At 71.6% G+C, this 13,846-nt stretch carries 14 protein-coding genes and 1 pseudogene; 6 read left to right on the top strand and 9 right to left on the bottom strand.

The window, feature by feature from the left end:
* The first annotated feature begins 119 nt into the window (after positions 1-119).
* Complete coding sequence (locus tag OG798_RS42025) at positions 120-1,142, top strand: hypothetical protein (RefSeq protein WP_267063410.1); 1,023 nt, start codon at positions 120-122, stop codon at positions 1,140-1,142.
* 70 nt (positions 1,143-1,212) lie between these two features.
* Entirely contained in the window at positions 1,213-2,115 is a 903-nt protein-coding gene (locus OG798_RS42020; protein WP_121414490.1) for an NmrA family NAD(P)-binding protein, read from the top strand.
* 99 nt (positions 2,116-2,214) lie between these two features.
* Here the strand turns inward: OG798_RS42020 and OG798_RS42015 are convergent, their stop codons facing one another.
* The 8 genes and pseudogenes from OG798_RS42015 to OG798_RS41980 form a co-directional block, all read right to left on the bottom strand.
* Positions 2,215-2,766, bottom strand: a complete 552-nt coding sequence (locus OG798_RS42015) for a GNAT family N-acetyltransferase (protein ID WP_121418227.1) — start codon at positions 2,764-2,766, stop codon at positions 2,215-2,217.
* A 38-nt stretch (positions 2,767-2,804) separates the two neighbouring features.
* Complete coding sequence (locus tag OG798_RS42010) at positions 2,805-3,734, bottom strand: S66 peptidase family protein (protein WP_267063408.1); 930 nt, start codon at positions 3,732-3,734, stop codon at positions 2,805-2,807.
* Positions 3,731-5,767, bottom strand: coding sequence for a prolyl oligopeptidase family serine peptidase (locus OG798_RS42005; protein WP_121414492.1), 2,037 nt, complete (start codon positions 5,765-5,767; stop codon positions 3,731-3,733). Before OG798_RS42005 ends, OG798_RS42010 begins: the two co-directional genes overlap by 4 nt.
* A 10-nt stretch (positions 5,768-5,777) precedes the next feature.
* Positions 5,778-7,139: a M20/M25/M40 family metallo-hydrolase gene (locus OG798_RS42000; protein ID WP_328760144.1), complete on the bottom strand. Its 1,362-nt coding sequence runs from the start codon at positions 7,137-7,139 to the stop codon at positions 5,778-5,780.
* A gap of 10 nt (positions 7,140-7,149) precedes the next feature.
* The gene (locus OG798_RS41995) at positions 7,150-7,983 is read right to left on the bottom strand and encodes a M55 family metallopeptidase (RefSeq protein ID WP_328758709.1); all 834 of its coding nucleotides are present in this window, start codon (positions 7,981-7,983) and stop codon (positions 7,150-7,152) included.
* Between the two features lie 229 nt (positions 7,984-8,212).
* A pseudogene (locus tag OG798_RS41990) lies at positions 8,213-8,335 on the bottom strand (SAM-dependent methyltransferase); the annotation flags it as partial.
* A gap of 7 nt (positions 8,336-8,342) precedes the next feature.
* Positions 8,343-8,603: a hypothetical protein gene (locus OG798_RS41985; RefSeq protein ID WP_229888692.1), complete on the bottom strand. Its 261-nt coding sequence runs from the start codon at positions 8,601-8,603 to the stop codon at positions 8,343-8,345.
* Positions 8,604-9,042: 439 nt separating this feature from the next.
* Positions 9,043-9,438 carry a helix-turn-helix domain-containing protein gene (locus OG798_RS41980; RefSeq protein ID WP_095851680.1) on the bottom strand — a complete coding sequence of 132 codons (396 nt, stop codon included), beginning with the start codon at positions 9,436-9,438 and terminating at the stop codon, positions 9,043-9,045.
* A gap of 227 nt (positions 9,439-9,665) precedes the next feature.
* Between OG798_RS41980 and OG798_RS41975 the strand changes: the two genes are divergently transcribed.
* From OG798_RS41975 to OG798_RS41960, 4 genes are all read left to right on the top strand, one after another.
* A complete protein-coding gene (locus OG798_RS41975) occupies positions 9,666-9,884 on the top strand; it encodes a hypothetical protein (RefSeq protein WP_067362861.1) in 219 nt (72 codons plus the stop codon).
* 108 nt (positions 9,885-9,992) lie between these two features.
* Entirely contained in the window at positions 9,993-10,211 is a 219-nt protein-coding gene (locus OG798_RS41970; RefSeq protein WP_054230284.1) for a hypothetical protein, read from the top strand.
* An 81-nt stretch (positions 10,212-10,292) separates the two neighbouring features.
* Positions 10,293-12,206 (top strand): hypothetical protein, encoded by a 1,914-nt coding sequence (locus OG798_RS41965; protein WP_121414495.1) that lies wholly within the window; start codon positions 10,293-10,295, stop codon positions 12,204-12,206.
* 65 nt (positions 12,207-12,271) lie between these two features.
* On the top strand, positions 12,272-12,970 hold the full coding sequence (locus OG798_RS41960; protein ID WP_257037152.1) for a hypothetical protein: 699 nt from the start codon (positions 12,272-12,274) through the stop codon (positions 12,968-12,970).
* 68 nt (positions 12,971-13,038) lie between these two features.
* On the opposite strand, the gene OG798_RS41955 is transcribed toward OG798_RS41960, so the two are convergent.
* The gene (locus OG798_RS41955) at positions 13,039-13,767 is read right to left on the bottom strand and encodes a class I SAM-dependent methyltransferase (RefSeq protein ID WP_097224123.1); all 729 of its coding nucleotides are present in this window, start codon (positions 13,765-13,767) and stop codon (positions 13,039-13,041) included.
* Positions 13,768-13,846 lie beyond the last annotated feature (79 nt).

The following is a 13,846-nucleotide window of genomic DNA, read 5'->3' as shown; positions in this document are numbered from 1 at the left end:
TCTCCTCTATTGGATGTCACTTGCCATCTATCCTAGCCGCTGTTTAGATTGCTGACGACATCTATTTCATGCTCCTCCGCCCCGCAACCGCGGAAGCACCGACAGCACTGGAGACCCCTTTGGCATCGCCACCCGCCCCCACCGAGTCCTCGACGCCCGCGGCGTCCACGCCCACCGTGCCGCCCGGACCGTCGGCCCGCCGGTCGGTGCCGGTACGAGCCTGGCTGCAGCCGGCGATCGTCGGACTGATCGTGGTATCGGCCTTCGTCGCCTGTTACGTGGGCCTCCAGCGCGACCCCGAGCCGCACGGCGTGCCGCTGGCCGTGACCGGGCAGCAGCTCGCCACCGAGGTCCGGCAGACGCTCGGCGACCGCGTCGACGTACACCAGGCAGCCGACGCCGGCGCGGCGCGCCGTGCGGTGCTCCACCGTGACGCCGTCGCAGCCCTCGGCCCCAGCGGTGACGGCGGACTGCGGCTGGACGTGGCCGGAGCCAACGGCCTGTCCACCACGAACGCCGTGACCGGCCTCGCCGCCACCTATGCGAACCGGGCGGGGCAGCACCTGGAGACCGCGGACGTCGTCCCGCTGGCCAAGTTCGACAGTCGTGGGCTGTGCGGCTTCTATGTGGCCTTCGGTGTGACCCTCGCCGGGTTCGTCCTCGCCCAGAGCACCCTGGGCCTCGGCAACGTGCTGGCCCTGCGCCACCGGTTCCGGCTGATCTGGGGCTTCTCCGCGGCCTGCGGCACCATCGCGGCCGTCATCGCCGGACCCGTCATGGGAGCCCTGCCGGCACCTTTCCTGCCCCTGGCGGGCACGCTCGCGCTGCTGGCGGCCGCGGCAGCGTTCACCACCAAGCTGCTCGGCACCTGGCTGGGCCCGCTCGGCGTCCCGGTGGCCACCCTGCTGCTCCTGACCGTCGGCAACTCGACCAGCGGCGCCACCATCGGCGTCGTCCTGCTGCCCCGTCTGGCCCGCGTCGTCTCGGGTCTGCTCCCGCCCGGCGCCGCCATACGGGCCGTCGCCGACCTCAGCTACTTCGGCGGTGCCCACGTCTCCGGCCCGCTGATCACCCTCGCGCTGTGGGCCGTGATCGGGGCGCTGCTGGTGGGCCTGCGGTCCCGGCGGGTCGCCGCCCGCTGACGCTCTTTACCTCAACACATCTCCACACACCTCAACCCAGATGTTCCCTTACTCCGAAGGAGATCGACTGATGGATGCCAGCAACCTTGTTCTCATCGCCGGCGCCGGTGGCGTGGGCCGCACGGTCCTCGAGCAACTGCGCGCACAGGGCGTACCGGTGCGCGTGATGGTCCGCCGCGACGACGATCGTGCCGGCGGGCTGCGCGCACTCGGCGCGGAGGTCGTCATCGGCGATCTGACCCGACCCGAGACCGTCGCCGCCGCGCTGGAGGGTGTCGGGCGGATGTACTTCGCGATGCCCGTGTCGCCGGACCACCTGCTGGCGGCAACCGTGGTGGCCTCCGTCGCGAGGGAGTACGGGAAGCTGGACGCCCTGGTCGGGCTGTCCCAGCTGACGGTGTCGCAGATGACCGCCACCAGCACCGAGGAGTCGCACCAGCAGCGGCTGCACTGGCTGGCGGAGCAGGTACTGAACTGGTCCGGCCTGCCCGTGGTGCACATCCGGCCGACGGCGTTCCTGGACACTCCGCTGTTCACCTCGCTGGCGGCGCGGTCGATCCGGCAGAACGGCACGCTCGCGCTGCCGTTCGGCACCGGGCGCACGTCGCCGGTCGCCGTGGAGGACGTCGCCCGGGTGGTCGCCACCGTGCTCCGGGACCCGGCTCCGCACGTCGGGCAGGTCTACGAGCTGACCGGACCCCGCTCGGTCGACATGAAGGAGCTGGCCGGGGAGTTCTCGCGGGCGCTGGGACGACCGGTGACCTACGTGGACGTGCCCCCGGAGAGGTGGGAGGCCGAGCTCCCGAAGCTGGGGATGCCGCCGCACCTCGAACAGCACGTCGCCGTCATGGGCCGACTGCACCGTGAGAACCGCTACGACCGCACCGCCGACGGCGTCGAACGGGTGACGGGCGTACCCGCCCAGACGATCGAGGCGTTCGTGGCCGCCCGCAGGGACTTCTACCTGGGCTGAGCGCCTCTCGGCCGTGTCCGCCCGCAAGAGGCCCTCGTCGCAGGGGGTTCAGCTCGCAGGCAGGTTCAGGTCGAAGGGAGGTTCAGGCCGAAGAGAGGTTCAGCTCGGCGGGAGCATCTCCGAGGTGATCGCCCATCGCTCGTGGTCGCGCCACGCCCCGTCGATGTAGATGAAGTCCGGCGAGAACCCCTCGAGCCGGAATCCGCAGCGCCGGGCGAGGGCGATCGAGGCCGCGTTCCGGGGCTGGACGTTGATCTCCAGCCGGTGCAGCCCCATCGCCCCGAAGGCGTACCGGACCACGAGCCCGAGTCCCTCGGCCATCAGCCCGCGCCCCGTGGCGTGTGCGAAGGCGCCGTAGCCCAGCGCCCCGCACAGGAAACCGCCCTCGACGATGTTGTTGATGTTGATGAAGCCGGCGATGGCCCCGTTGTCCCGTTCGCAGACCAGGAACCCGGCCTTCGTACGGTCCTCGATGAGCCGCCCCGCGTAGGCGGCGTAGGCGTCGACGCTACGGGGCGGGAAGAGCCAGGGCTGGTGCAGCGCCTTGCTCTCCCGGGCCCGTGCGGTGAACTCGGGACCGTCCTCGTGGGTGAAGTGCCGGATGCCGACGCGGGGGCCCTCGGCAAGATAGACGGAGGCGTTCTCAGGCATCCCGACACAGTACGCGACGGCGGCCATCACGCCAGGTCCTAGGTGAGCGCCGGCTCCTCCAGCGTCAGGGTCCCCGCGTCCGCGTCGAGTTCGGCCCGTACCCCGAAGGGAATCGTCAACGCGCCCTCGCCGTGCCCGAATCCGAACTCCTCGACGACCGGCACCCCGAGCCCGCCGAGCCGGTCGGTGAGCAGCGTCCGCACGTGCTCGTACGGCGAGCAGCGCGCCCAGGAGCCGAGCAGGATCCCGGTGACCCCGTCCAGCCAGCCGGCCCGCAGGAGTTGGGTGAGCGCCCGGTCCAGGCGGTACGTCTCCTCGCCCACGTCCTCCAGGCAGAGCAGGCCGCCGCGCGCGGAGGTCCGGGCGTGCGGGGTGCCCAGGTCGGCGGCGAGCATACTCAGGCATCCGCCGAGCAGGACACCCGAGGCGCGGCCGGGCACGAGCGGTGCCGCGTCCCCGCCGGATTCGATCACCCGTACCGTCTCCGGTTCGAAGAGCGTCGCGCGCAGGTGTTCCTGTGCCCGCGCGTTCTTGACGAAGTCGACGGCGGCGACCATCGGCCCGTGCAGCGTCGCCAGCCCCGCCCGGTTGGCGAACGCCTCGTGCAGTGCCGTGATGTCGCTGAAGCCGAGGAGCACCTTGGGGTCGGCGGCCCGTATCGCGTCCCAGTCGAGGAGGTCGACCATGCGCTGGACGCCGTAGCCGCCGCGGGCGCAGAGCACCGCGGCCACGTCCGGGTCGCACCAGGCGGCCTGGAAGTCGGCGGCCCGGTCGGCGTCGGTGCCCGCGAGGTAGCTGAACTCGGGGTGCCGGTCCAGGACATGTGGTGCCACGACGGGGTCGAGGTCCCAGCCGCGCAGGATGTCGAGGCCCGCGGCCAGCCGTTCCTCGACCACGGGCCCGCTGGGAGCGACGACGGCGACGCGGGCCCCGGGGGCGAGACGGGCGGGACGGGTCAGGGCTTTCACTGGGTGGACTCCACGATCGGTGGGGCGGATCCCGTCGGCGCCGCGACGGGCTCTTCCTGGGCGGTGAGACGCAGGGTGGGGATGCCGGGCGGACGCAGGCCGAAGACCTGGGCGTACAGGGAGAGTTCGGCCTCCAGGGCCCGCACCATGGTGTCGGCCCGCCGGAACCCGTGCCCCTCTCCCTCGAAGGTGAGGTAGGCGTGCGGTACGCGTCGCCCGGTCGACCGGGCCAGCCTGGCCAGGAACCGTTCGCACTGCGCGGGCGGACAGATGACGTCGTCCAGCCCCTGGAGGAGGAGGAAGGGCGCGGCGATGCGGTCGGCGCGCTCGGTGGGCGAGCGTTCCACGTAGCGGCCGGGCACCTCGGCGATCGGCCCGATCAGCGTCTCCAGGTACTGCGACTCGAAGTCGTGGGTCTCCCCCGAGCCCCATTCGCCGAGGTCGAGGACCGGATAGAGGATCGTGCCGCAGGCGTAGACGTCGGTGCTGGTCAGGGAGGCGGCGGCGGTCCAGCCGCCCGCGCTGCCGCCGCGGATGGCGAGCCGGCGCCGGTCGGCGGTGCCCTCCTCGGCGAGGGCGAGCGCGACGGCCGCGCAGTCCTCGACGTCGACGACGCCCCACTGCTCGCGCAGCCGGTTGCGGTACTCCCGCCCGTGCCCCGCCGATCCCCCGTAGTTGACCTCGGCGACGCCGATGCCGCGCGAGGTGAAGTAGGCGATCTCCAGGTCGAGGACGAGGGGCGCCCGACCGGTGGGTCCGCCGTGCGCCCACACGACGTAGGGCGGCAGTTCGTCGCCGGGTGCCACGTGGTCGGGGTGGTGCGGCGGGTAGATGTGGGCGTGGACCTCGCGCCCGGCGGGGCCGGTGAAGGTGCGGATCTGCGGCTCCGGGTAGTGCGCGGGGTCCACCGGGTCGGCGTGGCCGGCGCCGATCACCCGGGCGCGGCCGGTGCGGGCGTCCAGTTCGACGACCTCGTACGCGCTGCGGGGGCTGGCGGCGACGCCCACGATCCGGCTGCCGTGGACCGCGAGTGTCGGGGTGAACTCGGTCCAGGGGCCGGCCGCGTCGACGACCTCGCCGGTCTCCGGGTCGAGTATCCCGAGCGCGGTGGCGCCCCGGCCGTGCACGACGGCGACGAGCCCGTTCTCCAGCGGCGCGAACCAGCGGTACCCGATCTTCCACAGCGGCCCGCCGAACTCCTCCTCCCGGGGGCAGACCGGCGTGTCCTCCCCGAGCCGGTAGAGGTTCCACCAGCCGGTGCGGTCACTGGCGTACAGGAGGGTGCCGTCGGGGGTCCAGTCCGCCTGGGCGATCGACTCCTCCGGTCCGCCCGCGACGGGCCGCGCGCCGCGCAGGGTGCCGTGCTCGGTGACGTCGGCGAGGATCAGTTCGGTGCCGTCCCAGGGCATGCGCGGGTGGTCCCAGGCGAGCCACGCCGCCTGCGCGCCGTCGGGCGAGAGCCGGGGTCCTGTGACGAACCGGTGGCTGCCGTCGCTGAGTTCGCGCACCGCGTCGCGGTCCTGCGCCGCCGACCCGTCGAGCGGCACCGCGGCCACGACCCGTCGTACGTCGGTGGGTCCGTCCCCGGTGAACTCCTCCAGCACACACCACACTTCGCCCAGTTCGGGGCGCAACTGAGGGTCCACCCAGCGCAGTCCGCCGCCCACCGGGGACACGGGGGTCAACGGGCGGGGCCGCGCATCCGGGGCGTCGGGCGCGTACGCGTAGAGTCGCTGGTCGGCGAAGTTCACGAACACCACGAACGGCCCCTCGGGGCGCATCTCGCCGGCCCAGGGCTGTCCGCCGTACTCGATGACCCGGCTGCGCACGTTCCAGGGGGCCGGCAGTACCGGCTCCTCCGTGCCGTCGACCCGTCGGCGTACGAGCGTGCGCCGTCCGCCCTCCGCGGGCCGGGGCTCGGTCCACCACGCCTCGTCGCCGACGAAGCCGACGAACTCGGGAAGCCCGTCGTGCGCGGCGGCGAGCGCCGCGTCGATGGGCGAGGGCCACGATCCGTACGCCAGGTTCTGCATCCTGTCCTCTCTAGGCCGTACGCAGGAAGCGGTCGAGGACGCGGACACCGAAGTGCAGCGCCTCTACGGGAACGCGTTCGTCGACTCCGTGGAAGAGGGCCTGGTAGTCGAAGCCCTCGGGGAGCTTGAGCGGGGCGAAGCCGTAGCCGGTGATGCCGAGGCGCGAGAACTGCTTGGCGTCCGTACCGCCCGACATGCAGTACGGCACCACGTGCCCCTCCGGCGCGAACTCCTCGACGGCGGCACGCATCTTGGCGTACGTCGGCGAGTCCACCGGCGACTGGAGGGCCACTTCGTGGTGGTCGAACTCCCACTCCACGTCCGGTCCGGTGAGCTGGTCGAGGGTCGTGCGGAACTCCTCCTCGCCGCCCGGCAGATAGCGGCCGTCCACGTGGGCGACGGCCTCCCCCGGAATCACGTTGACCTTGTAACCGGCGCTGAGCATGGTCGGGTTGGCGCTGTTGCGGACCGTCGCCTCGACGAGCGCGGCGGCGGGCCCGAGCTTGTCGAGGAGCCCGTCGACGTCGTCCAGGTCCGCGTCGACGCCGTACAGCGTGGCGAGTTCGGTGAGAGCGGCGCGGACGGTCGGAGTGAGCCTGAGGGGCCACTCGTACGCACCGATCCGCGCGATCGCCCCGGCCAGCCGGGTCACCGCGTTCGCCCGGTTCACCTTGGAGCCGTGGCCCGCCCGCCCGCGCGCGGTGAGCTTGAGCCAGCCGGTGCCGCGCTCCCCCGCCGCGATCGGGTACAGCTCCCGGCCCGCGCCGTCGTGGAAGGTGAACGCCCCGGACTCGCTGACGCCCTCGGTACAGCCCTCGAACAACTCCGGATGCCGGTCGGCGAGGAACCCGGAGCCGTCCTGCGCGCTCGCCTCCTCGTCGGCCGTGAACGCGATCACCAGGTCGCGCCGGGGCCTGACGCCGAGGCGCGACCACAGGCGTACGACCGCAAGGATCATCGCGTCCATGTTCTTCATGTCTACCGCGCCACGGCCCCACACAACCCCGTCGCGGATCTCCCCGGAGAACGGGTGCACGCTCCAGTCGTCGGCCTGCGCGGGCACCACGTCGAGGTGACCGTGGACGAGCAGCGCGTCGGCGGACGGGTCGGTGCCTTCGAGACGGGCGACGACGTTCGTACGGCCCTTGGTGCGCTCCAGCAGTGTGGGTTCGAGGCCCGCTTCGGCGAGGCGCGCGGCGGCGTACTCGGCGGCGGGGCGCTCCTGGCAGTCGCCGCCGCCCCGGTTGGTGGTGTCGAAGCGGATGAGATCGGAGGTGAACCGTACGACCTCGTCCAACGCCTGCTCGTCCACGGCCCGTTCGTGCGTGGCCCGTTCGCCCGTGGCCCGTGCGTCCACAGCCCACTCGTTCATGGCTCTCTGCTCAGCCATACTGCTCCTCCACCGCGGCCGAGACGATCGTGGTGACCGCCTTGAAGGTGCGAATGCCCTCGTACATGGTGTCGCTGGTGTACACCACCTTGCGCTCTCCGACGCGCCGCACGCCCGGCACGACGGTGGCCGCCATCGACAGGTGTTCGGCGTCGAATTCGAGTTCCACCGTGAACGGGCCGCACGCCAGCGGTTCTTGGCGCACCGCCAGGGCTGCCGCCGCCTTGGCCGCGGCCCGGATGTCGGCGGCAGTCCTGGTCGGTGTGCGGCAGACCGCCGTGTACCGCGACACATGGTCCTTGACGGCGACCTTGAGTGCCTCCGGCGCGTACCCGAGCGCGTCCTCGCAGGTCAGGTCGTCGCCGGTGACGAGCACGACGGGCACCCCGTACTCGGCGACGACGTGGGAGTTGAGCAGTCCCTCGCTGGCCCGTACGTCGTTCACCCACACGCCGGTGATCGAGTTGGGGAGGTAGGTGTGGGCGAGCACGCCCTCCGTGCCGGCGCCCGTGTGGTAGCCGACGAACGCGATCCCGTCGACGTCTCCGTGCTGGACGCCCTCCACCATGGACAGTGTCTTGTGGCGTCCGGTGATCATCTCGGCCCGGTCGTCGAGCTGCTCCAGCAACAGATTGCGCATGGACCAGTGGGCCTCGTTGATCAGTACCTCGTCGGCGCCGCCGTCGAAGAAGCCGAGGACGGCGGCGTTGACGTCCGAGGTGAACATCGGCCGGCAGCGCTCCCACTGCGGGGTCCCCGGCAACACGTCGGCGGGCCAGGTCACCCCGGTGGCGCCCTCCATGTCGGCGCTGATGAGGATCTTCACGACACACCCTTCCGGCACAGGTCAGCGGCTGTCTCCATGTCGTGTCACGTTACGTGGCGCCGCACGGCCGGGCCAGGAGGCCGTCCACGGACGTCACCACGCCGCCCGGACCCGACCGCCCCGAGCGGTCCCGTCAGGGTTTCACGGCGACGGCGCCGTACTGCGCGAGGATGATCGGCGGGGTCGCGTTCTCGTTCCGGAACCTCATGGCCGCGACGTTGCCCTCGCCCCCCAGGAAGTCGCGGTCGGACCGGGCCACGGCGCGGATCACCGGGAACATCGTGGCGACCTGCTCGCCGACCGCCTGGTCGGCGGGGTGGTTGTCCCGGCCGCCGATCCAGTAGTTCCGGACGCCCGGATCAGTCCTCGTAAACGGTCAGTACGACGCCGTCGAGTTCGATGCGGCGCGGAGTGCCGCCCTCGCCCCGGACGAGGGCGTCCAGGCAGCGCCGGAAGAGTTTCAGCTCCTCCTCGTCGAGGACGGCCGCGGCGAGGTCGAGGAGTTCGGTGAGTGCGCCCTCGGTCAGTATGTCGGGCAGCTCACCGGAGAGGAGGACGACGGACTCTCCTGTACTGCCCCGCACCACTGCGGTGGTGGGTCCTCCGTGCACGAACAGCACATGTCCCCCTGGGTGACACAGGGGTCGTGCGGCTCACGTGCCCCGAGCAGAATGAGAGACTAGCTGTGGATCTTGGGGGTTTCGGCCGTTCTGGATTCTTTTACCGGGAACCCCGGGAAGCGGAACCGGAGCACTCGGACGGGCGTCTTCGCCGTACGGCCCTTGACCGGGCCAAAGCCTCCGGGGTGCCTCCGACGGAGCAACCGTACGGACCGAACCGAGGTCAATGTCCCCTTGACGTGGGGCTCCGACATCCGACGCAGACCCCCGCAGCACCGCCGCCGCCCAGGTCCACCCGCCCCTACGACGCGACTCCGCCGCCCATCACCCGAATGCAAGCCACCCCCGTAGACGCGGACGCACCACCCACCGCGCACGCCGCGCCCCGTCGACCCCGGCGGCCCGGCCACTGGCGCCCGGTGTCGCGCCCCGGCAGGCTCTAGCCGCGTCGTGCGTCGCGGCCCAGCAAGGACTGGACCAGGGCGGCGACATGGCGGCGGTCGTCGGCCGAGAGTTGCTGGACGCTGGCGATGAGCAGGTCGACCTCGGGGTCGGCCGGCGCGCCGGGCGCGCCTTCGGCGGGCGGGGCGTCGGCCGCGTAGACATGAATGCCGCACGCCTCCGCGGCGGCCCGCCGCACGGTGTCCAACGACAGTCCAAGCCCCTTGGACAGCCCTTCCAGCGTGCTGGGCTGGGGCATGCGCACCACGCGCTCGGCCGTGGCCAAGTGGTGGACGGTGGAGCGCGGAATGCCGCCCCGACGTGCCACTTCGCCGTAGGACCAGCCTTCGCGGTCGAGGCGATCTCTGATGATCTGCTGCAGTGCGTTGGCCACCGATGGTCACTTCCTGCTCGCCGCCGGGCGGAACTCTTCCAAGCGGGATCGATTCTACGGGGGGCTTCGCTCCGGCCCCAGAAGTCTTTTCCCGAACCGCTTGCGCGGCGAGCTCCGGGGCTACTACTGTCCAATCTCGTTGGACAGCACGTCCGACCAGATTGGACAGAGTTTGGGGGGAACCAGCCTCTGTCCGATCGGAAATGCCCATCCCTGAGGGGGAATTGATCATGATGGACAACCGTGAACTCGACACCGAGACCGCCGAGCTGCTGCCGGGTCGCGAGGCCCTCGGTCGGCTGAAGTTCAGCTTCGGCAAGACCGTCAACGTGACCAAGCACGTCGCGAACATCGACGCCTCCAACCAGTCGGCCGCCCTGAACGACCACTCCAGCTGGTCGGACGCGTCGTCGGGCGCCTCGCAGGCCATCAACGTCCACCAGTAATCGGCACCGGAGGCTCGCCCGCCTCCACATCACCGGGTGCTCGCCCGCATCCGCCTCTGTGCCATCACCACACCCGCATCAACGAACCACGTCCCGAAAGGACATCCCATGAGCATGGACATGAACGAGCTGCAGTCCGAGTCCGCCGAGCTCCTCCCCGGCCGTGAGGCCCTGGGCCGCCTGAAGTTCAGCTTCGGCCGCACCACCAACGTGACCAAGCACGTCGCCAACATCAGCGCCCACAACGAGTCGGCCGCCCTGAACGACCACTCCAGCTGGTCGGTGGCGGAGTCCAGCGCCAACCAGGCGATCAACGTCACGCAGTAACACCCGCCGCGCACAACGGCAGTTCGGCGGACCGCGCCCGGGGGGCGGGCGCGGTCCGCCCTTGGGGGGGAAGGACCAGAAATGACGGCACTGGGGGACGGGCCCACGTTGCTGTACGACACCGGGTCGCCGGTGCCGGGGCCGGGGGGAATCCCGGTCACCTACGAGCAGTTCGCCACGGGAAGCCTGCCGGTTGTCGGCGCCGGCGTCGAGGCGCTGCCGGTGCCTCGGCTGAGCTCCGGGCTCAAACTGCACGGGGAGTACCAGGGTTCGGGCTTCACCGAGCCGAAGTACATCGCGCGCCGCGGAGACGGCCAGGTCGTGCAGCTGTCACGGCTGCTGTACCTGGTCGCCTCCGCGATCGACGGCGTGAACGACATCGAGACCATCTCGCACCGGGTCAGCGCCCGCTACGGCCGCGAGCTGAGCGCCGACAACGTGCGTTTCCTGGTCGAGGAGAAACTCGACCCGCTCGGCGTCACCGTGCCCGAGGGCAAGGAGGAGGACGAGGTCTCTGCGCCACGCTCCGACCTGCTCCTCGCCCTCAAGGGGCACCGGATCATCTTCAACGAGCGCCGGTCGGGCCGGATCGCCCGCTCGCTGGCCTGGCTGCACCGCCCCACGGTGGTCGTGCTGATGCTGGCGTCGGCCGTGGCCATGGACGTCTGGCTGTTCGGCTTCTTCGGCGCGGTGGAACCCGTGCTCCAGGTCCTCGACCAGCCGATCCTGATGCTCGTCGTGTTCGCGCTCACCGTGGCCTCGCTGGTCTTCCACGAGTTCGGCCACGCCTCGGCGTGCAGATACGGGGGCGCACGGCCGGGCTGCATCGGCTGCGGGCTCTTCCTCATCTGGCCGTCCATGTACACCGACGTGACGGACATCTACCGGATCGGCCGGGCCGGACGGCTCCGTACCGACCTGGGCGGGGTGTACTTCAACGTCGTCTTCATGCTCGGGATGGCGGGCGCGTACTTCGCCACCGGGCAGCAGTTCTTCCTGGCCGCGGTCTATCTCGGGCACTTCGAGATCCTGGAGCAGCTGATGCCGGCCGTCCGGCTGGACGGCTACTACATCCTGGGCGACCTCGCCGGCGTCCCGGACCTCTACGGCAAGATCAAACCGATTCTGCTCAGCACGGTTCCGGGTCGGCGCGGCAAGGCGGCGCGCGCCGAGGTCGTCGGGCTCAAGAAGTCGTCCCGGACCATCATCACCACCTGGGTCCTCACCATGGTGCCGCTGCTGATCGGCGAGCTCGGATACGCGCTGTGGAACCTGCCGCGGATCGTCGCGACGATGGTCCGCTCGCTCACCGACCAGGTCGTGGGAACCGGGGACGCCTTCGCGGGCGGTCAGATCGCCGCGGCCCTGATGGGCGTGATCGGCTGCTTCATGCTGCTGTGCCCGATGGCCGGCGTGGTCTATCTGTCGCTCAAGGTGGGCGGCCGGGTCTTCCGCGCCGCGAAGCGGTCGACGGCGGACAAGCCCCGGCTGCGGGTGGCACTGTGCGCGCTGGCACTGCTGGGCCTCGGCTCGCTGAGCTACGCGTGGGTGTCCGGTGTGACACCCGAGCCGCTGCCGAAGCGTCCGCCGATCGCGCCGATCCTCCAGCCCGGCGTGTCCACGGCCCAGCCGCCCGCCCGGCCCGCGACCGCGCCCCAGCCGCACACGTCACCGTCCGACACCTCGGCGGCCCTGCCGTCCGGCGCCGCGTCCTCCGGCTCCACGGCCGCCACCGCGCCGAGCGCGTCGGCCTCGCCCAGCGCGGACGCCTCCGCCTCCACGTCACCCGGCGCCTCCCCGTCCACGAAGCCGACCACACCGGCCGGCGGTCCGGGCACGACGGGTTCCGTCTCGGCCGGTCCGCCCGCGGGTCCGTCCGAGCCGCCCGGCCCGTCGCCGTCCGTCTCGTCGTCCGCACCGGCGCCCTCGACGGATCCGCCGACGCCGACCGAATCCGTCAGCGCGACCGGCGCACCGAGCCCGGCCACCCCGTGACCGCCCTCGGCGATCACCAGCCCGGTGGCCGTCGTCCCGCCGAACCACGACCGCAGGAGACCCATGTGAGTACCCATCCCAACACGCACCGCAAGCCACGCCCAGCCGGCCGAATCCTCTCCCAACGGGCCATGCGCATAGGCCTGTTCGCGGCCGGCGCGGCCGGTATCGCCGCGGCGGTCCCGGCCCAGGCCGCCACCGCGGCGGCGGGCTCGGTCGCCCGCCACGCCGTCGCGGAGGACCACACCTTCAGTCACGCCGACCGGGCACATCCGACCCAGGTCAAGGACTCCTTCACCGTGCGGCAGCTCGGCACGGCGAAGGCGGTCGGTGTACGCAACCAGGCAGGCGCGGTCTCCGTCGGCTGCTCGGTCGACGCGCACTGCCGGTCGGTCGCACTGTCCTTCCAGATCGTCACGCTGGCCGGCCAGAACACCCACCTGAACGCGGTGAACCTCAGCGACGCGACCAACGAGCACTGCGACGGCTGCCAAACCCTTGCCGGCGCCTACCAGTTCGTGGTGTCCACCGCCCGCCCGTTCACCCTGGACGCCACCGCGCAGCGCAAGCTCGCCGACATCCACCGCAGGCTGGACGACCTGACCCGGTCCAAGATCCCGGCGACCGACCTCAAGACGCAGGCCGACTCGCTGGCCGCGGAGGTCACCGACGTCCTGCACGACGCGGTGGCAGGCGCACCGAAGGCCCCGGACGCGCCCGCCGTCGCGGTCCACCGTCACCTGGACGGCTGGCCCGGCCACTGACCCAACGGCCACCATGAAGGGGTACGGCGTCACCGACCGGCAGGTGACGCCGTACCCGTACGTGCGGCTCAGCCGGACGTGCGTCCTGCCACCAGCCACTTCGACGGCAGCTCGATCCGCGCACCCTCAGGCGTGAACTCGGTGGTCACGAGAGGGAGTTCGCCGCTCGCGAGGACGGTGAGGCCCGCCGCGCGAAGGTAGTCGGGGACCGCGTCGTCGGACACCTCGCCGGGCGCGATGCCGTGCCGGAAGATGGGGGCCAGTTTGGGCGGCGGTCCCTCGGAGCTCCGGGCCAGGCCCATCAGGACCGGCCGGGCGGCTTCGGAGAGTTCGACGAGAAAGGCCCGGCCGCGCTCCCCCACCAGGGTGGCGAGGGCGTCCACCAGCGGCTGGCGGTCGTCCGGCTCGCACTGGTGGAGCACGCCCCGCATATAGACGTTGGCGTCGCCCAGCTCCGCGTGCAGGGTCTGCGCCTCGGTCTTCTCGGCCGCGTCGAGCAGCCGGTACGTCGCCTGGCCCGCCGGATCGGCGAGGCGGGCGTGCTCGAGAGCGGCGGCCGAGAGGTCGGCGCCGACCACATGCCGGAAGCGATCGGCCAGGAAGCGGGTCTGGGTGCCGTTGCCGCAGCCCAGGTCCACGACCGGCAGATCCTGAGCCGACAGGTACGGCTCGAAGAGGGCGAGGTGGACGCCCGCGGTCAGTGCGGGGTCCGCGTCCCAGAAGACGGCTCCCTGCTCGTCGGGGGCCTCGCGCCAGAAGCCCTCCCAGGCTTCCCTGTACCGATGTGTCACGCTCATGCCCGCTCCCCAGGTCGCCACCGCGGCCCGCCGACGATGGCGGGCGGGATCGGTCTATCGCGCCACGCGTGCGTCGACA

This window comes from Streptomyces sp. NBC_00271 (assembly GCF_036178845.1).
Classification (GTDB): Bacteria; Actinomycetota; Actinomycetes; order Streptomycetales; family Streptomycetaceae; genus Streptomyces.
The sequence above is the reverse complement of the archived record's forward strand: the minus strand, read 5'-3'. Positions and strand labels throughout refer to the sequence as shown.

Excerpts from the sequence above, each read along its gene's own strand:
- OG798_RS41970 (WP_054230284.1), top strand. The coding sequence starts at position 9,993 with ATGAGCATGGACATGAACGAGCTGCAGTCCGAGTCCGCCGAGCTCCTC.
- OG798_RS41965 (WP_121414495.1), top strand. The coding sequence starts at position 10,293 with ATGACGGCACTGGGGGACGGGCCCACGTTGCTGTACGACACCGGGTCG.
- OG798_RS42005 (WP_121414492.1), bottom strand. The coding sequence starts at position 5,767 with ATGCAGAACCTGGCGTACGGATCGTGGCCCTCGCCCATCGACGCGGCG.
- OG798_RS42015 (WP_121418227.1), bottom strand. The coding sequence starts at position 2,766 with ATGCCTGAGAACGCCTCCGTCTATCTTGCCGAGGGCCCCCGCGTCGGC.
- OG798_RS41955 (WP_097224123.1), bottom strand. The coding sequence starts at position 13,767 with ATGAGCGTGACACATCGGTACAGGGAAGCCTGGGAGGGCTTCTGGCGC.
- OG798_RS42020 (WP_121414490.1), top strand. The coding sequence starts at position 1,213 with ATGGATGCCAGCAACCTTGTTCTCATCGCCGGCGCCGGTGGCGTGGGC.
- OG798_RS42000 (WP_328760144.1), bottom strand. The coding sequence starts at position 7,139 with ATGAACGAGTGGGCTGTGGACGCACGGGCCACGGGCGAACGGGCCACG.